The organism is Larkinella sp. (assembly GCF_965227735.1).
Lineage (GTDB): Bacteria > Bacteroidota > Bacteroidia > Cytophagales > Spirosomataceae > Larkinella.
Map to the genome: position 1 here is coordinate 6,382,501 of NZ_OZ245776.1, position 19,396 is coordinate 6,401,896.

17 protein-coding genes and 2 rRNA genes (1 of these 19 cut by a window edge) are annotated in these 19,396 nt (G+C 51.3%); 16 read left to right on the plus strand and 3 right to left on the minus strand.

Annotation, left to right across the window (positions count from 1 at the left end; translation table 11 throughout):
* The 6 genes from ACO064_RS24935 to ACO064_RS24960 form a co-directional block, all read left to right on the plus strand.
* Positions 1-986 (plus strand): 23S ribosomal RNA (locus ACO064_RS24935) (it extends 1,924 nt beyond the left edge of the window).
* Positions 987-1,114: 128 nt separating this feature from the next.
* Positions 1,115-1,226, plus strand: a 5S ribosomal RNA gene (gene rrf, locus ACO064_RS24940).
* 182 nt (positions 1,227-1,408) lie between these two features.
* Positions 1,409-1,714, plus strand: coding sequence for an ISAon1 family transposase N-terminal region protein (locus ACO064_RS24945; protein ID WP_421825547.1), 306 nt, complete (start codon positions 1,409-1,411; stop codon positions 1,712-1,714).
* Between the two features lie 48 nt (positions 1,715-1,762).
* Positions 1,763-2,749, plus strand: a complete 987-nt coding sequence (locus ACO064_RS24950) for an ISAon1 family transposase (RefSeq protein ID WP_421829919.1) — start codon at positions 1,763-1,765, stop codon at positions 2,747-2,749.
* Positions 2,750-2,845: 96 nt separating this feature from the next.
* Positions 2,846-3,151, plus strand: a complete 306-nt coding sequence (locus tag ACO064_RS24955) for an ISAon1 family transposase N-terminal region protein (protein ID WP_421825547.1) — start codon at positions 2,846-2,848, stop codon at positions 3,149-3,151.
* Between the two features lie 48 nt (positions 3,152-3,199).
* A complete protein-coding gene (locus tag ACO064_RS24960; RefSeq protein WP_421827245.1) occupies positions 3,200-4,186 on the plus strand; it encodes an ISAon1 family transposase in 987 nt (328 codons plus the stop codon).
* On the opposite strand, the gene ACO064_RS24965 is transcribed toward ACO064_RS24960, so the two are convergent.
* Genes ACO064_RS24965 through ACO064_RS24975 form a run of 3 tightly spaced genes read right to left on the minus strand, consistent with a single transcriptional unit; the run spans position 4,128 to position 8,954 of the window.
* The gene (locus tag ACO064_RS24965) at positions 4,128-5,864 is read right to left on the minus strand and encodes a M1 family metallopeptidase (RefSeq protein ID WP_421829920.1); all 1,737 of its coding nucleotides are present in this window, start codon (positions 5,862-5,864) and stop codon (positions 4,128-4,130) included. The two genes, ACO064_RS24960 and ACO064_RS24965, sit on opposite strands and share 59 nt — an antisense overlap.
* A 38-nt stretch (positions 5,865-5,902) precedes the next feature.
* Positions 5,903-8,086 (minus strand): DPP IV N-terminal domain-containing protein, encoded by a 2,184-nt coding sequence (locus ACO064_RS24970; protein ID WP_421829921.1) that lies wholly within the window; start codon positions 8,084-8,086, stop codon positions 5,903-5,905.
* A 4-nt stretch (positions 8,087-8,090) separates the two neighbouring features.
* Positions 8,091-8,954 (minus strand): AraC family transcriptional regulator, encoded by an 864-nt coding sequence (locus tag ACO064_RS24975; RefSeq protein ID WP_421829922.1) that lies wholly within the window; start codon positions 8,952-8,954, stop codon positions 8,091-8,093.
* Between the two features lie 327 nt (positions 8,955-9,281).
* Here ACO064_RS24975 and ACO064_RS24980 point away from each other — a divergent pair, with 327 nt between their 5' ends.
* From ACO064_RS24980 to ACO064_RS25025, 10 genes are all read left to right on the plus strand, one after another.
* On the plus strand, positions 9,282-10,193 hold the full coding sequence (locus tag ACO064_RS24980; protein ID WP_421829923.1) for a dihydrodipicolinate synthase family protein: 912 nt from the start codon (positions 9,282-9,284) through the stop codon (positions 10,191-10,193).
* Positions 10,194-10,218: 25 nt separating this feature from the next.
* Positions 10,219-11,220: a 4-hydroxyproline epimerase gene (locus ACO064_RS24985; protein ID WP_421829924.1), complete on the plus strand. Its 1,002-nt coding sequence runs from the start codon at positions 10,219-10,221 to the stop codon at positions 11,218-11,220.
* On the plus strand, positions 11,217-12,464 hold the full coding sequence (locus ACO064_RS24990) for an NAD(P)/FAD-dependent oxidoreductase (protein ID WP_421829925.1): 1,248 nt from the start codon (positions 11,217-11,219) through the stop codon (positions 12,462-12,464). Before ACO064_RS24985 ends, ACO064_RS24990 begins: the two co-directional genes overlap by 4 nt.
* Positions 12,465-12,687: 223 nt before the next feature.
* Positions 12,688-13,008, plus strand: a complete 321-nt coding sequence (locus ACO064_RS24995) for a hypothetical protein (protein WP_421829926.1) — start codon at positions 12,688-12,690, stop codon at positions 13,006-13,008.
* 427 nt (positions 13,009-13,435) lie between these two features.
* Positions 13,436-14,575 (plus strand): FIST signal transduction protein, encoded by a 1,140-nt coding sequence (locus tag ACO064_RS25000; protein WP_421829927.1) that lies wholly within the window; start codon positions 13,436-13,438, stop codon positions 14,573-14,575.
* A 4-nt stretch (positions 14,576-14,579) separates the two neighbouring features.
* Positions 14,580-16,103, plus strand: a complete 1,524-nt coding sequence (locus ACO064_RS25005) for an ATP-binding protein (RefSeq protein WP_421829928.1) — start codon at positions 14,580-14,582, stop codon at positions 16,101-16,103.
* A gap of 50 nt (positions 16,104-16,153) precedes the next feature.
* Positions 16,154-16,528, plus strand: a complete 375-nt coding sequence (locus ACO064_RS25010; protein WP_421829929.1) for an Hpt domain-containing protein — start codon at positions 16,154-16,156, stop codon at positions 16,526-16,528.
* Between the two features lie 315 nt (positions 16,529-16,843).
* Positions 16,844-17,266: a response regulator transcription factor gene (locus tag ACO064_RS25015; RefSeq protein ID WP_421829930.1), complete on the plus strand. Its 423-nt coding sequence runs from the start codon at positions 16,844-16,846 to the stop codon at positions 17,264-17,266.
* 23 nt (positions 17,267-17,289) lie between these two features.
* Entirely contained in the window at positions 17,290-18,459 is a 1,170-nt protein-coding gene (locus ACO064_RS25020) for a sugar transferase (RefSeq protein ID WP_421829931.1), read from the plus strand.
* A complete protein-coding gene (locus ACO064_RS25025; RefSeq protein ID WP_421829932.1) occupies positions 18,438-19,391 on the plus strand; it encodes a glycosyltransferase family 2 protein in 954 nt (317 codons plus the stop codon). The genes ACO064_RS25020 and ACO064_RS25025 overlap by 22 nt, the downstream gene beginning before the upstream one ends.
* Positions 19,392-19,396: the final 5 nt, after the last annotated feature.

Sequence of the window (19,396 nt, forward strand, 5' to 3'; positions counted from 1 at the left end):
AGCCCCAGTAAACGGCGGCCGTAACTATAACGGTCCTAAGGTAGCGAAATTCCTTGTCGGGTAAGTTCCGACCTGCACGAATGGTGTAACGATCTGGGCACTGTCTCAGCCATGAGCTCGGTGAAATTGTAGTTCCGGTGAAGATGCCGGATACCCGCCACGGGACGGAAAGACCCCGTGCACCTTTACTACAGCTTATCATGGACGCTGGCACAGGGATGTGTAGGATAGGTGGGAGGCAGTGAAGCGGTGTCGCCAGGCATCGTGGAGCCAACGTTGAAATACCACCCTTCTCTTTGTTGGCGTCTAACCTCTCTATGAGAGGGACCGTGGTTGGCGGGTAGTTTGACTGGGGTGGTCGCCTCCGAAAGGGTAACGGAGGCTTCCAAAGGTTCGCTCAGGCCGGTTGGTAACCGGCTGTGGAGTGCAATAGCAGAAGCGGGCTTGACAGTGAGACAGACAAGTCGATCTGGTGCGAAAGCAGGGTATAGTGATCCGGTGGTTCCGCATGGGTGGGCCATCGCTCAAAGGATAAAAGGTACGCCGGGGATAACAGGCTGATCTCCCCCAAGAGCTCACATCGACGGGGAGGTTTGGCACCTCGATGTCGGCTCGTCACATCCTGGGGCTGGAGAAGGTCCCAAGGGTTCGGCTGTTCGCCGATTAAAGTGGCACGCGAGCTGGGTTCAGAACGTCGTGAGACAGTTCGGTCCCTATCTGTGGTGGGCGTAAGAAGATTGACGGGGGCTGCCCTTAGTACGAGAGGACCGGGGTGGACTCACCGCTGGTGAACCGGTTGTTGTGCCCACGGCACGGCCGGGTAGCTACGTGGGGTTTGGATAAGCGCTGAAAGCATCTAAGTGCGAAGCCGGCCCGGAGATGAGTCTTCTATGAAGGACGTTAGAGACGATGACGTTGATAGGCGGCAGGTGCAGGGCGTGAGAGCGCTAGAGCCGAGCCGTACTAATGACCTGAAGGTCGCAGGATACGACGACTTGAGAGTGCTTGCAGCAGGTTTGTGATTTCCTTTTTTCTTAAAGATACACACCAAGACACCAGCGTTGACAGATCAACCCGAATCCAAGCCGGGAAGCTAAGTCAACCCAAGAGCTGGGATGGTGGCAAGGGTGCGGGGGAACACCTCTTCCCATACCGAACAGAGCCGTTAAGCCCCGTTACGCCGATGGTACTGGAGTCACTTCCGGGAGAGTAGGTTGCCGCCACCACAGATTACCACGCTCCCCGCTACGGCGGGGAGCTTTTTTTGTGACCTATTTTTTGACTTGATCTGCCATCACGGATCAAGTGCAAAAGTTGTGGAGGGCGTAGGATTTTTTGGATCAAGTGCAAAAGTTGTGGAGGGCGTAGGATTTTTTTAGGTTTGTGTTTTTAATCAAACCTGACCGTCTTGGAGAGTTTCTTACCTTTAGTCGAATACCTGTTACCTGATTTTATCGTAGCCTATTATGAACTGACCCGTGTCGAGAAGTCTTCGGATCTGCTTCATGTTTATCTGGAAGAGAAAAACTACCCGGAGTCCGATCCCGCTAAAGCATTTCTTTTATCGAAGGGTTTCTTACCTGAAATTACCATCCAGGACTTCCCCATCCGTGATAAACGGGTTTTTCTTCATATTAAACGTCGTCGCTGGCCACCGTGGCGCGGCTCAATACCCAGACCGGTCACATCCAGCAAAGAGATTGGTCACAGGTAGCAGAGGGAACGCGAATGACGAAAGAATTCGCGCTTTTTTTAAACCAGCTTGACGGATTTATTCCCCCACAGTACCAATAGCCTGGGTCGTTTATATGGCGTTGACGGAAAACGTTTGTCCCGCCAGTATCGGACCCATTTGAGCCATTTTCAGAACTGGTCCCAGCTAAAACATGCTAAACAGTGGCTGTTATATCCCCAAAATATAGGAACGCATTTGTCAATTGATGAGACTAGCCTTTCGCATGGCGAGTTATATACGATTCTGACCAATAAAGCAGCCAAAGGCCAAAAGGGCAGCATTGTAGCCATTATCGCTGGTACAAAAGCGGAAACCGTGATCGCTATTCTCCGGAAAATCCCCGAAAAGCTCCGCAAAAAGGTGACCGAAATCACCCTGGATATGGCGGGCAATATGAGCCTGATCGCCAAGAAATGCTTTCCACGCGCCACTCAGGTCACCGACCGGTTTCATGTTCAGCAATTAGCCCTGGAAGCCGTCCAGGAGATGCGTGTCCAGTACCGGTGGGAAGCTCTGGATGCCGAAAATGCAGCCCTTGAACAAGCCAAATCAGCTCAAAACACGTATGAGCCGGAGCTGCTTTCCAATGGCGATACGCTCAAACAATTGCTGGCCCGCAGTCGGTATGTGCTCTATAAAAAACCGGGTGATTGGACTGAAAGCCAACGGGAACGGGCTGAACTGCTCTTTGATCGTTATCCTGCTCTAAAACAAGCCTATGAACTGAGTCAAAGCCTAAGCCACATTTTTGAGAACACCACCGACAAACTCTATGGCTTGGCCCGCCTAGCCAAATGGCATGAAAAGGTCCGGCAATGCGGTTTTAAGGCTTTCAACACCGTGGCCCGTTCGATTCAAAACCACTATGACACGATCCTGAACTACTTTGACAACCGCAGCACGAATGCCTCGGCCGAATCTTTCAATGCCAAAATCAAAGCGTTCCGAGCTCAGTTCAGAGGGGTAAGAAACGTTGAATTCTTTCTTTATCGATTAACGCAGTTATATGCTTAATCCAACTTGATCCACAACTTTTGTAATTGATCCTACAAAAGTTGTGGAGGGCGTAGGATTTTTTTAGGTTTGTGTTTTTAATCAAACCTGAGCGTCTTGGAGAGTTTCTTACCTTTAGTCGAATACCTGTTACCTGATTTTATCGTAGCCTATTATGAACTGACCCGTGTCGAGAAGTCTTCGGATCTGCTTCATGTTTATCTGGAAGAGAAAAACTACCCGGAGTCCGATCCCGCTAAAGCATTTCTTTTATCGAAGGGTTTCTTACCTGAAATTACCATCCAGGACTTCCCCATCCGTGATAAACGGGTTTTTCTTCATATTAAACGTCGTCGCTGGCCACCGTGGCGCGGCTCAATACCCAGACCGGTCACATCCAGCAAAGAGATTGGTCACAGGTAGCAGAGGGAACGCGAATGACGAAAGAATTCGCGCTTTTTTTAAACCAGCTTGACGGATTTATTCCCCCACAGTACCAATAGCCTGGGTCGTTTATATGGCGTTGACGGAAAACGTTTGTCCCGCCAGTATCGGACCCATTTGAGCCATTTTCAGAACTGGTCCCAGCTAAAACATGCTAAACAGTGGCTGTTATATCCCCAAAATATAGGAACGCATTTATCGATCGATGAGACTAGCCTTTCGCATGGCGAGTTATATACGATTCTGACCAATAAAGCAGCCAAAGGCCAAAAGGGCAGTATTGTAGCCATTATCGCCGGTACAAAAGCGGAAACCGTGATCGCTATTCTCCGGAAAATTCCCGAAAAGCTCCGCAAAAAGGTCACCGAAATCACTTTGGACATGGCGGGTAACATGGCTTTGATTGCCAAAAAAAGCTTTCCACGAGCTACTCAGGTCACCGACCGGTTTCATGTTCAGCAATTAGCCCTGGAAGCCGTTCAGGAAATGCGCGTCGAGTACCGGTGGGAAGCCCTGGATGCCGAAAACGAAGCCCTTGAACAAGCCAAAGCCACTCAGAGTGAGTACGAGTCCCCGGTGCTTTCCAATGGCGATACCCTTAAACAATTGCTGGCCCGCAGCCGGTATGTGCTTTATAAAAAACCGGGTGATTGGACTGACAGTCAACGGGAACGGGCTACGCTGCTTTTTGATCGGTACCCTGATCTGAAAAAAGCCTATGATCTCAGTCAAGCCCTAAGCCAGATCTTTGAGAATACGACCGATAAACTTTATGGCTTGGCTCGTCTGGCTAAATGGCATGAAAAGGTCCGGCAGTGCGGTTTTAAGGCCTTCAACACCGTGGCCCGTTCGATTCAAAACCACTATGAGACAATCCTGAATTATTTTGACAACCGCAGCACCAATGCGTCGGCCGAATCTTTCAATGCTAAAATCAAAGCGTTCCGAGCCCAGTTCAGAGGGGTAAAAAATGTGGAATTCTTTCTTTACCGATTGACGCAGTTATATGCTTAATCCAAGATGCTCCACAACTTTTGCTCTTGATCCTGGATCGCTGGACAAACACATAATAATTAGGATCGCTGGTTAAAGTTGTTGTACCCAATATTGGTAACGTCTGCCATTGCGTAGTCGGGTGGAGATTCTCATTGGGGCCCGCGTTGTTTAAGCATACTTTTAAAGGCATATCAAAACCCGCGACGCAATTCGTCCAGCGGTATTGAATCTTGTTTTTGATCAATTTATACTCCAGGGTAGGAACGCGTGTATCGCGCAGATACTGATCGAATACCTTTTGAAAATTGATGCCGGATTGTTGGCTGACGTACTCTTCAATTTGTTTTCCATCAACGGTCTGGTGGTAAAAAGTCTGATTAAGACCCCGAAGAATTCCCCGCCATTTCGTATCATCACCAATAATTTGCCGGATGGTGTGCAGCATATTACCGCCCTTGTAATACATATCGCCTGAACCTGCGTGGTTTACATTGTAGGTGCCCACAATGGGCCGGTCATTTCGAATGAGCGCCCGGGTGCCCATTACATAGGCCGATCCTGCATCTTTTCCGTGGTAATATTCCGTATAGAGATTCTCGGAGTAATTGGTAAAGCTCTCGTGAACCCACATATCGGCTACGTCCCGATAGGTAATGTTGTTGGCAAACCACTCGTGACCGGATTCGTGGATGATGATGAAATCCCAAAGAAGTCCAAAACCGGTTCCCGACAGATCGCGTCCCAAATACCCATTCCGAAAGCGATTGCCGTACGTCACCGAACTTTGATGCTCCATTCCCAAATAGGGTGTCTCGACAAGTTTGTAACCATCTTCGTAAAATGGATACGGTCCAAACCAATGCTCAAATGCTTTCAGCATAGGTTTCGCCTGTTGAAATTGCCGACGGGCCGAATCGGCGTGCTCGGGCAGGGCGTAAAAATCCAGGGTTAACCGCCCCTTTTCGCCCTGAAGCGTGTCCGCCCAGTGAATATAATTGCCAATATTGAGGTTGACGCCGTAGTTACTAATCGGGTTACTCACAAACCAATCGAACGTATGGGTCCCATCATCGTGTTCGGTCACCCGGCGCAAACGGCCATTGGAAATGTCCTGTAATCCTTTGGGTACGGTGATGCTGATGAGCATGCTGTCGGGCTCGTCGTACATGTGATCTTTGCAGGGCCACCAGGCACTGGCACCCAATCCCTGGCAAGCCGTAGCAATAAACCACAGTCCGGTTTTATCTCTTTTCCAGACAAAGCCGCCGTCCCAGGGTGCGCGTTTGGCAACCCGCGGTTTTCCGGCATAGTGAACCACCAGAGACTCGGTTTGCCCAATTTCCTGCTTTTTCTGAAGCGTTATAAAGTAGGCATTTCCATCCTGCCTGAAAGCCAGTTCCTTCCCTGCCTGAACAATTTTCTGCACTTTAAGAGGGCGTTGTAAATCCACTTGCAGCGTCTGGCTGGGTGTTAAAACCCGGTAGTGAATGGTTGTGCTGCCACTGATCGCGCTGTCGGCCGGATTGATTTTTACCTGAAGATGATAATATGCCAGGTCCCACCAGCTCCGTTCCGGGGTTATGGAACCGCGTAAGGTGTCATCGTGGGTAAAGGCAAATTTTTGGGCGGAAACCGCGAAGGAAAGTAGCAGGGCCGCCAGGAGTAGCCCAATGAATTTAGAAAGTTGATGAATCATGTCGTATACCATTCAAAGTTGAATCATTGTATCCGCACTCAGCGTGGCCCCGGAGGGCAGTGTTCCAGTAAATACCGGGTATACAGGCTGCGGAGGTGTCGGCTGGTGCCTTCACCTTCCGAAATACTGTGCGTCCGGTTCGGATAGGGCATCACCTGAAAGTATTTGTTGTGTTTAATGAGTTCATTGATAAGGACTTCGGCGTTGGAATAATGCACGTTGTCGTCTCCCGTTCCGTGAATATAGAGAAGATTTCCGCGTAAATTTTTGGCGTAGGTAATGGGCGAACCGGCCACAAAATCCTCCCGGTTTTCCTGGGGTAAGCCCATATACCGCTCCTGGTAGATGTTGTCGTAGAACAATTGATTGCCCACAGCCGCCACGGAAATGCCGGTTTTATAGATTTCGGGATACTGAAAAAGCAGGTGAAGTGTGGTTGAACCACCGCCACTCCAGCCCCAGACGGCAACCCGGCTGGTATCCAGATAGGCATGTTGCTCGAACAGTTTTTTAGCCCCCATGGCCTGATCCCGAACGTTGATCCGCCCGATCTGCCGGTAGATGGCTTTGCGCCAGGCGGCTCCCTTCAGCGCCGGTGTTCCCCGGTTATCCAGGGCAATGTAACAATAGCCTGCTTTGGCCATATCGCCTTCAAACTGCGCATTGCTGCCCGCCGAAAAAACGTCGCTGGTCGTGGTGGTTGCCGGTTCGCCATAGACATAAAAAACAACCGGATATTTTTTGGTACTGTCGAAATTTTCGGGTTTTCGCATCCAGCCGTCCAGCGTAATGCCATCGGCAGTTTGAACCTTGAAAAACTCCACATTCCGGGGTGTTTGCGGGTTAGAAGCGGGGCGGGGAGACGCACGAACGACCTGATTATCGGACAGCCGAATCCAGTTTGTGACCATCGGTGTCTGATGGCTGTTGAACGTATGCTGGGCATATCGACCGCCGGGGGCGATGTCGTAGGCATGCGTTCCCGGCTCATTGGCGGGAGAGATTCGCTCCGGGTTTCCCTTGCCATCCATCTTCGTACGATACAAATACCGCTGGGTGGGATTGGTAGGGGAAGCCGTGAAATAGATGTATCGGTTTCGTTCGTCAATGTAATTGATACCAGAAATGTCGTAGGAACCGGGTGTAAGCAACACTTCTTTTTTGCCATCGCGACTGAGTTGATACAGATGTCGCCAGCCGTCTTTTTCGGAAACCCAGATAAACGATTTTCCACCGTCCAGCCACTCCCAACCGGCGGGATTGCCCCGGTTCCAGCTCTCTTTTGTATCGATCCACGTATCACTGGTTTCGCGGTGGATCGGCGTCACAGAGCCCTTGTCGGACTGTGCTACAAAAAGAATACTCTGGTTTTGTTTGCGGTTTAATTGTTCGATAATCAGCTCGTTCGAGTTGGGGAACCACTCCATTCGCACGAGGTAATGTTGCTGCGGATCGCCCGGAATGGGCAGCCAGCGCGTTGGTCCGCCGGTTGCCGCAACAACGCCGATGCGAACCGGAGAGGGTGACTCTCCGACTTTCGGGTATTCGACCGGAATGACACGGGAATAAACCGAATCCGTCGTATTGAGTATCAAGTAGTCGCGAATCGTGCTGGCATCGACTTGCCAGTAGGCAATTTGCTTGCTGTCCGGGCTCCATCGAAAACCGTCGCGGCAGCCGAACTCCTCCTCGTACGCCCAGTCAAACGTGCCGTTGATGCGTTTGCGGGTGCCGTCGGTGGTCAGTGGGGTGGTTTGTCCGGTCGACACATCTTCCACGAACAGATTGTTTTTGCTTACATACGCTACCTTGGTTCCGTCGGGCGACAGCTTGGTGTAGAGCATTGACTGACCCGGCTGGTCTTTTCCCACCTGCCGCAATCGACTACTTTTCCGATCAAGCAAATAGTAATCGCCCCGGGTGTTGTAGCGCCAGACGCGGGCGGTATTGGTGAAAATCAGCACCTGTGAAGAATCGCGGCTGAACGCCAACTGGGCTACCGTCAGCGGTTTCGATGCGCCGGTTGGGGTAAGTTGTTCCCCGGAAATCAGGGTGCTGGCCTTTCCGGAAACCAGGTCGGTTTGCAGAATTGCATCCGGAGTGACGGTCAGATAAGCGTTCCCGTCGGACGTCCAGCGAACGCCCTGAAACTGTGCCCAGGCAGTCTGAAAACCGTTGAAGAAAAAGAGAATATACAGAAATAGGGTACGAATTCGTCTCATACGTTTAGAAAATGGCTTTGATATATTGACCCGGCGTCAGGCTGGTAATGAGCTTAAATTGACGATTGAAGTTCGACAAATTCGTGTAGCCGCACGAAAAAGCAATCTGGCTGATGGGGAGTTTCGATTCCTGCAACAAACGGCAGGCGTGTTCGATTCGGACTTCATTGAGCAGTTGCGAAAACGTTTTTCGGGTATGAAGACGAAAAAACCGGCAGAATGCGCTTTCGGTCAGGTGGGCCTGAGCGGCCACTTCCTCCAGGGTGATGGGTGAAGCGTAGTGGTTCAGAATGTAGGTAAATACATTGTCGAGCCGCTGGTGATCGTCGGGTCGGCGGGGTTGTTCATAGGCTGTCATCGACAGCATTTCCCGTCTTGAATCGGTCGCCATGCAATCGAGAACCGTTAGTAGCGCCATCAGTTGCTCGAAAGGACGGAGTGTGTGCAGTTCCTCCATGCAATGCGTGGTTGAAACCGGTTCGTTAAACCGAATCCGAACACCGTGTCGGGCTTCCTGAAAAAGCTGGCTGAGGTGGTTTAGCTCGGGCATTCCGAAAAACGGTTCTTTCAGGTGTTCAGGACGCAGGTAAACGGAATACGACAAAGCCCGCTGATCGGTTTTTGCGGAAAAATAAGCCGGATCGTTGCGGAATACGTGCGGTAGATTGGCCCCTAAAAGCAATAAATCGTAGGGGCGGAAACGGTCGATGCGGTCGCCGATGACCTGCGTACCCACACTTTCCTTGATTAACGTCAATTGTAGTTCGGGATGAAAATGAAGCCGGTCGTAAAAATGAGATCCGTCATCGACCTGAACCCGAAACGAGCGATCGGCCACGGTGGGGATTCGGAACAGCAGCGGTTTCATTGGAAAGCCGGAAAAAAAAGATGGCAGGCGTGAAAACGGGGACGCGGTGACGGCTGCTTATGCGGGGAGAGGAGTGTCGAAAGCATAGCGATTCAAAATGGATTAAATGATGAATAGAGACGGTGATGCAAAACAAAGTAGCGATAATTTTCGGAATTGATACAGAATTGGTTGTTTATTTTCTGTTTGTACTATAAAGTGGCAAAAAAAGTATTAGAAGTAATCAATCTCTATGAAGTGACCCGTTCGGAATTTCGCCAAATTTGTTCTATCTGAAGCGTGCAGGTAGCACGCATCCAATCAACTCTGATCAATCACCTGAATAGTATGGCAATCTCCGTATCCTGGAAAGGGGTCTATCCCGCCCTGCTCACGCCTTTTACGGCCGACGACGAACTCGATTTACCGCTGTTCGCCAAAAATATCCTGGCTCAACTCGATGCCGGTGTTCACGGTTTGATCATTGCCGGTTCTCTGGGTGAGGTCAGTACGCTGACTGGGCCCGAGAAGCTTTCTTTGCTGGAAAAGGCACTGGAAACCACCAATAACCGGGTTCCGGTGATTATGAACGTAGCAGAAGCGTCGACGCGTGAAGCCGTTCGGGGTGCGCGGGAAGCCGAAGCCAACGGAGCCGATGGCCTGATGCTGTTGCCGCCGATGCGGTATTTTGCGGATTCCCGCGAAACCGTTGCGTTTTTCAAAACCATCGCGCAGGAAACGTCGCTGCCGATCATGATTTACAACAATCCGGTCGATTACAAAATCATGACCACCGTGGCGATGTTCGAAGAACTGGCGGTTTTGCCAAACATTCGGGCCGTAAAAGAATCGACGCGCGACCTGACCAACATTGCCCGGATGCGGAATGCCTTTGGCGACCGCTACAGTTTGCTGGGTGGGGTAGACACGCTGGCACTGGAAGCGCTGGTGTCGGGTGCCGACGGCTGGGTGGCCGGTTTGGTCGATGCCTTCCCGCAGGAAACGGTGGCCATTTATGAGCTGGTGAAAGCCGGTCGAATCGACGAAGCGATCCGGATTTACCGGTGGTTTATGCCCCTGCTGGAACTGGATATTCAGCCGAAACTGGTGCAATACATCAAACTGGCCGCCGTGGCCACCGGTATTGGCTCGGAATACGTTCGTGCTCCGCGTTTGACGCTGGAGGGAGAAGAACGGGAACGGGTGCTGGGCATTATTGAAGCTGCCCTGGCGATCCGTCCCACTTTGGAAGCGGTTTAAACCCGGTTTTTGGTCGCACGGTTTTATGAACTATAATTTTTATTGCATCGACGCCCACACCTGCGGGAATCCCGTTCGGGTGGTGACCGGTGGCAGTATTCCGCACCTCGTGGGTGCGACGATGAGCGAAAAACGGCAGCATTTCCTGCGCGATTACGACTGGATTCGGAAGAGTCTGATGTTCGAACCGCGTGGCCACGATATGATGTCGGGCAGCATTCTGTATCCGCCCAGCGACCCGGCCAACGATGTGGGCGTGCTGTTTATCGAAACGTCCGGCTGTTTGCCGATGTGTGGTCACGGCACCATTGGTACCGTGACGGTGGCCATCGAGCAGGGGCTGGTTGTGCCGAAAACGCCGGGCGTCCTGAATCTGGAAGTGCCCGCTGGCCTGGTTCGGGTCGAATACCGGCAGGAGGGGCGGAAGGTGAAATCGGTTAAAATCACCAACGTCAAGTCCTATCTGGCGGCCGAGGGTTTGACCGTCGATTGCCCGGATTTGGGAACCCTGACGGTCGATGTCGCCTACGGCGGAAATTTTTACGCCATCGTAGACCCACAACCCAATTTTGCCGGTTTACAGCATTTCAAGGCGGAACAACTCATTGCCTGGGCGCGGGTGATGCGGGAACGGATGAACGAACAATATGCGTTTGTGCATCCCGAAAACCCGACCATCAATGGGCTGAGCCACGTTTTGTGGACGGGCAAACCGCTGGCGGCCACGTCGACGGCCCGCAATGCGGTTTTCTACGGCGACAAGGCCATCGACCGATCACCCTGCGGCACCGGTACCTCGGCCCGGCTGGCGCAGTGGCACGCCAAAGGCTGGTTGAAACCCGGTCAGGATTTTGTACACGAAAGCATTATCGGCTCCATTTTTACGGGCCGAATCGAGCAGGAAACCGAGTTGGCCGGAAAAACCGCCATCGTGCCGAGCATCGAAGGCTGGGCCATTATTCACGGCTTCAATCATATTATTCTGGATGAAGACGATCCCTACGTACATGGTTTTCAGGTAATATGAGACACATCGGTATTATTGGTGGTGGTGTAATCGGTTTATGTTCAGCTTATTATCTGGACAAGGCGGGTTATAAAGTAACGGTTTTCGATCAGAACACACTGACGGACGGCTGTTCGTTCGGCAATGCCGGAATGATTGTGCCAAGTCACATCATTCCGCTGGCGCAGCCGGGCATGATGGCCAAAGGCATGCGAATGCTGCTTCGGTCGACCAGCCCGTTTTACATCAAACCCCGCCTGAGTGCTGATCTGCTGCGCTGGGGCTGGCTCTTCTACAAGCATTCGACGCCTGAGCACGTCGAGCGGGCCATTCCGGCGCTGCGTGACATTAGCTTGCTGAGCAAAAAACTGTATCAGGAACTCGCCCAGACCGATGGCCTGTCGTTTGGCTGGAAGGAAGACGGGCTGCTGATGCTCTATAAAACCGCTGCTGCCGAACACGAAATGGCCGAGGAAGCGGAAGTGGCCAATCGCGCCGGTATTGAAGCGCGGCAATTGTCGGGGGGCCAGGTTCAGGACCTGGAGCCGGATGCCCGGGTAAACGTCCGGGGAGCAGTGTATTACCCCGGCGACGCGCATCTGAACCCCGGCCAGTTCATTCGATCGCTGGTTGCGTATTTGAAAAACCGGGGCGTTACCCTGCTGGAAAGCCAATCCGTGACCGGTTTTGGCCGGTCGGGTTCCCGGCTCACTTCCGTCAGAACGGTTTCGGCGGAGCATTCGTTTGATGAAATTGTTGTTGCTGCCGGTTCCTGGTCACCGTCATTAATGCATTCACTGGGGATTTCGCTGCCGTTGCAGGGCGGCAAAGGCTATAGTTTCATGCTGCGAAACCAGCGTCCGAACATCCGGGTTCCGGCCATCATGCTGGAAGCCCGCGCCACGGCCACGCCGATGGGCGCTGACCTGCGGTTTGCCGGTACGCTCGAAGTGGCCGGAACCGATTTGTCCGTTAACATGAACCGGGTGCGGGGCATTGTCAATTCCATCCAAAACTATTACCCCGACCTGTCGGCCCAACTGCCGGAGGTGTCGAAGGTCTGGAGCGGACTGCGGCCCTGTTCGCCCGACGGATTGCCGTATATTGGAAGGGTGTCGGGCTTTGAAAATTTGACACTGGCAACCGGACACGGAATGATGGGCGTGAGTTTGGGACCGGCTTCGGGTAAACTGGTGGCCGACAGTCTCGACAACCGCACACCGGCATTGGAATTAAGCCCTTTCAATCCGGACCGGTTTCGTTAAAATAGTGGCGACAGAAGCAAAAAGAGCATTCGTTTCTGCCCGAATCGGTTCGACACAGAATAAAAAAGGCCAAAACGGTAGATAAATAGGCGGGATTATACCGTTAGTGAATAAATGGTGACAAAGACAGTAAAAAAAAGTAACTTTCACGATCCAATTCACTTGCCGTATTTGAAATAATCCCTCTACTTTTGTGTGTTCGTGATTTTACCGATCCCATGCCATGAAAATCAGCCCGCCACAAGTTGGCCGATACTATTACGTCGGAAATGAACCGACGCTGTTTACTGAAAAATTGTTGCAGGAAATCCTGCCGCACCACCGTCCCCAGCCCATTCGGTTGACCAAGCAATGGTTGACCTCATTCGGCTTTCGTCCCGATGCCGCCCGTCACTTCTGGTATTTTCAGGATCTGAAATTAGTCCCCGGTCTCAATTGCTGGCTGTGCGTCAGCAGCCGTCGGTATCTGCACTATGTTCACGAATTGCAGGAATGTTTTGCCGACATTTACCAGACCGAACTACCCCTGGAAACGCAGTCGTAGTGAGTACAATTCCTTACAGTTTAGCTACCTGCTGCTGGCTGACCCGCATACACGAAATAAATTAAATAAGTCCTTAAATTTTGTATCGAAATTAGCACGATATTTGTGTTGTGATTGTCTGACAATTACAGATTGTTCTGATTGATTTCCCCTCTTTTTTTTCGTTCGGATTCTGCTTTAAACCGCTGGTGCTGTTTTAGGAATAACCATGCCTTCCCAGACAGAATTTACTGCATCGGACTCGTAGAACGTGGCTAAGAAAGCCCGGCCGGTTTGGGAAAGTAGGATTAATCAGAAAAAATTTCACCGTTATTGATCCGGAAGTTACCATTTAGTATACTATTTGTAGGGAAAACTACTTACGCATTCGATTCTTGAAAGGAATCGTATCGGCTGACCCATCTAACTTTTTTACTGTCACACAAGAATGAAACTGAATCAATCTGTTTTTGAAAACCAGGCGTGGTCATCTTTGTCGGAAACGCCGGGTTTTGTGGCTGATAATGCCCAATTAGTTTTGGCATTTGGTGAACGGTTTTTATTGGAAAAATTAAATGTCTACGACCAGCTCCGGGAACGCTATCCGGCGGCCGATATCGTGATCAATTCCACGGCTGGCGAAATTTACCTCGACAAAGTTCATGATGGATCGGTCATCGCAACCGCCATCGAATTTGAAAAAACGCGGGTTCGAACGGTGCAGATCGATATTCATAAACACACGGAAAGTTACCAGGCAGGGGAGAAAATTGCCCGGGAACTGGACGAACCCGATCTGGCGGCTATTTTTCTGATATCGGATGGGAGTTGGGTGAATGGCAGCGATCTGACCGAAGCACTCAATCAATTGCTGAAACGACACATTCCCATTTCGGGGGGGCTGGCGGGTGATGCCGCCCGGTTTGAACGGACGCTGGTGGGCCTGAACCAAAACCCGGCTGCGGGTAAAATTGTCGGCATCGGTTTTTACGGAACCGAACTGAAAATCGGGCATGGATCGATGGGCGGCTGGGATGTGTTCGGGCCGGAACGCGAAGTGACCAAAGCGACCTACAATGTGTTGTACCAGATCGATGGCAAACACGCGCTGGATTTATACAAGGAGTATTTGGGAAAATATGCCGAAAGCCTGCCCTCGGCGGCCCTGCTTTTCCCGTTGTCTATTCGGGCTTCGGCTGGTTCGGAGCCGCTGGTGCGTACCATTCTGGCCATCGACGAAGAAGCCAAAAGCATGACGTTTGCGGGAGAGATGCCCGAAAAAGCCCTCGTACGGTTTATGACGGCGAATTTTGACCGGCTCATCGACGCGTCGGCGGAGGCTGCACACACCTCCCTGACTCAGCTCAACTTTGCGCCCGAACTGGCGATTCTGATTAGCTGTGTGGGACGGAAGCTGGTGTTGGGGCAGCGAACCGACGAGGAAGTGGAAGCCGCCCGCGAAGTGTTTGGAAATGATGCGGTGATGACGGGTTTTTATTCCTACGGTGAAATCTCTCCCTTGCAGTCCACTACCCGCTGCGAACTACACAACCAAACGATGACCGTGACGGTCTTTTCCGAAAACTGACGCTATGGACACGACGAATTTCCATAAACTGCTGGCCCGACAAATTAATAAACACCTGACGGAAGAGTGTCTGCAGCATGAGCGGTTTCAGCAGTTTGTAAAAGCAGTCAATGAATCGTATCTAAACTTTGACCGTGATAAGGAGTTGTTCGAGCATTCGTTGTTTCTCAACGAGCGGGAGTATGCCACGATCAATCAGAAACTTAAGGAAGAAATCAGCCAGCGCCGGCAGTCGGAAGAAAAACTGATCGAAGCCATCAAGTCGATGGAAATTCCGGAAGGGGATGAAATGCCGGAATTTGGCCCCGAAAATCTGGTTTCACTGGTCGATTTTCTGCAGAAACAGATTGAACACCGCAAGCAAATCGAGCTTGAACTGCGGTCGGCGAAAGAAGTTGCAGAGAATGCCACCCTGGCAAAATCGGAGTTTCTGTCGATGATGAGTCACGAAATCCGGACACCGCTCAATGGCATTGTCGGGATGACGTACCTGATGAGCCAGGAGGAAGTGCCGCCCGCCCTGGCCGAAAACCTCAAAACGCTGCAATTTTCGATTGAACACCTGCACGCGCTCATCAACGACATCCTGGACTTCAGTAAGATCGAAGCCGGAAAAGTGGAACTCGAAGAAACCAATTTTGACTTTAAACACTTGGTTTCCAATATCAAACGCGCCCACCAGTTCAAAGCCGAGGAAAACGGAACCCGCATCAAACTGATGGTGGACGACGACATTCCGGATTCGCTGATGGGGGATTCGCTGCGGATTGGGCAGGTATTGTCTAATCTGGTTTCCAACGCCATCAAGTTCACCAAAAAAGGCACGATAACCATCGAACTGTCGCTGCTTCAGAAAGACGACGAAGTGGCTTCCATCTATGTTTCGGTGCAGGATACCGGGATCGGGATTGCGCCCGAAAAACAGCAGGCCATTTTTGAGATGTTTACGCAGGCCAATTCGGCCACAACCCGGCAATTTGGCGGAACCGGACTGGGTCTGGTCATTACCCGCCGATTGCTCGAACTGCACGATAGCAAGATCGAAGTGGAAAGCGAGGAAGGAAAAGGGGCGAAGTTTCATTTTACCCTCGATTTGCGCATCAGCTCCGCGGTGAAACAGACCTACGTTCTGCCCGATGCCATCAACGACCAGACCCTGAAAGGCGTCCGGGTGTTGCTGGTGGAAGACTATCCGGTCAACGTGAAAGTTGCGCTCAAATTCCTGAGCCGCTGGGGTGTTTTGGTGGATGTGGCCGAGAATGGACAGATCGGCGTCGAAAAATTTCTGGCGGGTTCCTACGATCTCATTCTGATGGACCTCCAGATGCCCGTCATGGACGGTTACACCTCGACGCAGCACATCCGGGAGACCGACGCCAAAATTCCGGTTATCGCCCTGACCGCTTCGGCCACATATAGCAACCGCGACCGCGCCATTCATGCGGGCATCAACGATTACGTGACCAAACCGTTCAATCCCAACGATTTGTTTCAGAAAATTGCCAAGTATTGCCAGCGGCTCAACTAAAAAATACCAGGAAAACCGGCTCCATCGTAACGCATCCTATTTTGGTAGATATGACCCATTCCGCCGACAAAGGCATTGATCAACTCGACCGCGCCCGTCTGTTGCAACTATATGAAGACGACACCGAAACCCTGATTTCAACGATTGAAATGTTTCTGGATGAAGTTGTTCCGGCTTTTCAGGTGTTGGAAAGCCGGATCGAATCGCAGGATTGGACGGGCGTTTGTGGAATGACCCACCAGTTGAGGCCCTGGCTGGGCATGGTAGGACTCACCCGTCTGGAACAGCAATTAGAGACGATAGAACATCTGGCAAAAGAAAAACCGGATTATGAAATGATCCAGAATACCTATCGTAACTTCACTGCAAATCTGGAGCATATGCAGCCGGTATTGAAAACAGAATTGCAGCAATTAACACAATAAGGAGGATAATAGAATGACTTGTTCATATGCTATTAGCGATCAAGTCAAGATGCAGGTACTCAGACTTAGAAATATTAAAATTCCATTAAAATAATGTTCCTATCTCCATAAGAACTAATTCTTCTTCCTTTAGCCTCTTATTTGTCAGACAAAATTTAACGCAATTTTGATTTGTAGTATGGTTTTTGTTACTACTTCGTATTGTTAGTATACGGTGATGAGTCGTGATGCTTTTAATGGTTAATTTTGTTAAATTTGAATAACTACCTGTTGCAGACTTATTCATAGTTTGCAGTTACGATTTGTAGACAATTTATGGAAAACCAATACCATGTTCTGGTTGTAGAAGACGATACGTACATCCGTAAAGTTCTTCGTCATACATTGAAAGCTGAGTTTGAGGTCACGACGCTGAATAATGGGATTGAAGCGATGGACTGGCTGGAAGCGGGGAATCCGGTCGACATCATCATCACCGACCTGCAGATGCCGTATTTGAGCGGGCAGGACCTGATTCGGACTATTCGGGCGAGCTCATTGCTGACGCAGGTGCCCATCATCGTGTTGTCGACCTTCACCGATAGCGCGACCAAAATCGCCTGTCTGGAGCAGGGGGCCGATGACTACATGATCAAACCCTTCAATCCGCTGGAAGTTAAGGCGAAAATAAACGCGATTCTGCGCCGAAGGGGCAGTCCGCAACCGTCATCCGCATCTGGAAATAAACCGACTTTCTGATTCTTTTCTAGCCCTCCATTGGTATGCTGACGGTTTTAGCGAACGGAACAACATTTCGGGTTTTATACGTCGAGGACGACCCTCAGATGGCCGCGGATTTTAGCCAGGCATTTGGTGAAACCGCATCCATCACGGTGGTAACCAGCCTGGAGCAGGCTCTTTTTTTTCTGGAGGCCGAACCGGCCGTCGATCTGGTGGTATACAACGACCGGCTGAACAGCACCTCGTTCCTGAACGCCATTCGGGCCAACCCGCGTTCCGGAAAACTCTCTACCATTCTGCTGACGGGCGATTCTCCCATTGACCTGACGGTTGAACCGTTCCGGGGGCGCGTCATCGATGTCTATCACTACGGGTATTCCGAAGCCGCTTTTCAGACCCGGTTGTCGTACCTGGTTCGGAAAAAACAATACGCCGAAACCGGCGGAAATGCCCACAAGCCGGTTCCGGTTCGGATGCCAATTGGCAAACGGATTTTTGACATTGTGCTGTCGTTTTTCCTCCTGTTGATGATTTCGCCCCTGCTGCTGGTGGTCGCCATTCTGGTAAAACTCGATTCCAAAGGCCCCATTTTCTACGGTTCCAAGCGGGTTGGGATGGGGTATAAGGTGTTCAACATGTATAAGTTCCGAACCATGCGCACGGATGCCGACCAGATGCTGGCGAGCATGGCTTCCAAGAATATGTACAATGTCGCGAAAGTGGAGGAGGCAACGGATCAGCTTTGTGACACCTGCCAACTGGCCGGAACCGGGTGCCAGCAGCCGCTTTTTCTGGACGATAAACAGGTTTGCGAAAAAGTCCATTTCCGGGCTGAAAAGGCCAAGGCCATGTTTTCGAAGTTCAAGGAAGACCCCCGCGTGACGCGGCTCGGCAAGGTGCTGCGCAACACGAGCATCGACGAACTGCCCCAGTTTTACAACATTCTCCGGGGGGATATGTCGTTTGTCGGCAACCGGCCACTACCGCCCTATGAAGCCGAAAAGCTGACGGCTGCGGGCTATGCCCGGCGGTTTGCGGCTCCGGCCGGATTAACGGGACTCTGGCAGGTGACCAAGCGCGGAGGAGCGGCTGTTTCGGACCAGGAACGCATCCAGCTCGACGTGCTTTACGCCAAAAAATACTCGTTCAAAACGGATCTGATGATTGTAATTCGAACCCTGAAGGCAGTATGGCAAAAGGAGAACGTGTAGAAAGCGTGCCGCTGATTTCGCTGATTACGATCAATTACAACCAGGCCGCGGTGACCTGCGAACTGTTGGAATCGACCCGGCGGCTGAAATACCCCCGGTTTGAAATTATCGTGGTGGACAACGCATCCGTTGAAGATCCCACCGAACGCATCCGGCAGGGGAATTATCCGAACGTGAAAGTCGTTGTCAGCCCCGAAAACCTCGGTTTTTCGGGCGGAAATAATCTCGGGATGCAACACGCCAAAGGCGATTATTTTTTTTTCCTGAACAACGACACGGAGGTAACGCCTGACTTGCTGGACCAGTTGCTGGCACCCTTCGAATCCGACCCGAGGATTGGCATTACCTGCCCCAAAATCCGGTTTTACGACCATCCGACGATCATTCAATATGCTGGCTACTACCCGCTAAACTGCTACACCGGCCGAACCTGGTCCATTGGGCTGGGCGAAACCGACCGTGGGCAACACGACCAGTCCGGGCGGACGGCTTTTGCCCACGGTGCCGCCATGATGGTGAGCCGCCGGGCGGTGGAGGAAGGGGGCGCGATGGACGAATCGTTCTTTCTGTATTATGAAGAACTGGACTGGTCGATGCAGATTCAGCGGGCCGGTTTTCAAATTTACTACCAGGCTTCGGCCCTGATTTACCACAAGGAGTCGATTAGCGTCGGCAAAACCAATCCGCTGAAGGTATATTACCACACGCGAAACCGGCTGTTGTTCATGCGGAGAAACGTGAGCGGTTTTCCCCTGTTTTTTTTCTGTGTCTACTATTTCAGCTTTGCCCTCACCAAGGCGGCTTTTCTCTACGCCATCAGGCGGCAGAAAAGCTATCTCATTGCGCTGAAAAACGCGGTTCTCTGGCATTTCAGCAATAAAATTCACCAACCAGCCAAAGACGTTCTGCCGCGTGTGGTGGCGACTACTTAACGAAT

Excerpts from the sequence above, each read along its gene's own strand:
- ACO064_RS24995 (WP_421829926.1), top strand. The coding sequence starts at position 12,688 with ATGAAAATCAGCCCGCCACAAGTTGGCCGATACTATTACGTCGGAAAT.
- ACO064_RS25025 (WP_421829932.1), top strand. The coding sequence starts at position 18,438 with ATGGCAAAAGGAGAACGTGTAGAAAGCGTGCCGCTGATTTCGCTGATT.
- ACO064_RS25010 (WP_421829929.1), top strand. The coding sequence starts at position 16,154 with ATGACCCATTCCGCCGACAAAGGCATTGATCAACTCGACCGCGCCCGT.
- ACO064_RS24990 (WP_421829925.1), top strand. The coding sequence starts at position 11,217 with ATGAGACACATCGGTATTATTGGTGGTGGTGTAATCGGTTTATGTTCA.
- ACO064_RS25005 (WP_421829928.1), top strand. The coding sequence starts at position 14,580 with ATGGACACGACGAATTTCCATAAACTGCTGGCCCGACAAATTAATAAA.
- ACO064_RS25015 (WP_421829930.1), top strand. The coding sequence starts at position 16,844 with ATGGAAAACCAATACCATGTTCTGGTTGTAGAAGACGATACGTACATC.
- ACO064_RS25000 (WP_421829927.1), top strand. The coding sequence starts at position 13,436 with ATGAAACTGAATCAATCTGTTTTTGAAAACCAGGCGTGGTCATCTTTG.
- ACO064_RS24985 (WP_421829924.1), top strand. The coding sequence starts at position 10,219 with ATGAACTATAATTTTTATTGCATCGACGCCCACACCTGCGGGAATCCC.
- ACO064_RS25020 (WP_421829931.1), top strand. The coding sequence starts at position 17,290 with ATGCTGACGGTTTTAGCGAACGGAACAACATTTCGGGTTTTATACGTC.
- ACO064_RS24970 (WP_421829921.1), bottom strand. The coding sequence starts at position 8,086 with ATGAGACGAATTCGTACCCTATTTCTGTATATTCTCTTTTTCTTCAAC.
- ACO064_RS24980 (WP_421829923.1), top strand. The coding sequence starts at position 9,282 with ATGGCAATCTCCGTATCCTGGAAAGGGGTCTATCCCGCCCTGCTCACG.
- ACO064_RS24965 (WP_421829920.1), bottom strand. The coding sequence starts at position 5,864 with ATGATTCATCAACTTTCTAAATTCATTGGGCTACTCCTGGCGGCCCTG.
- ACO064_RS24975 (WP_421829922.1), bottom strand. The coding sequence starts at position 8,954 with ATGAAACCGCTGCTGTTCCGAATCCCCACCGTGGCCGATCGCTCGTTT.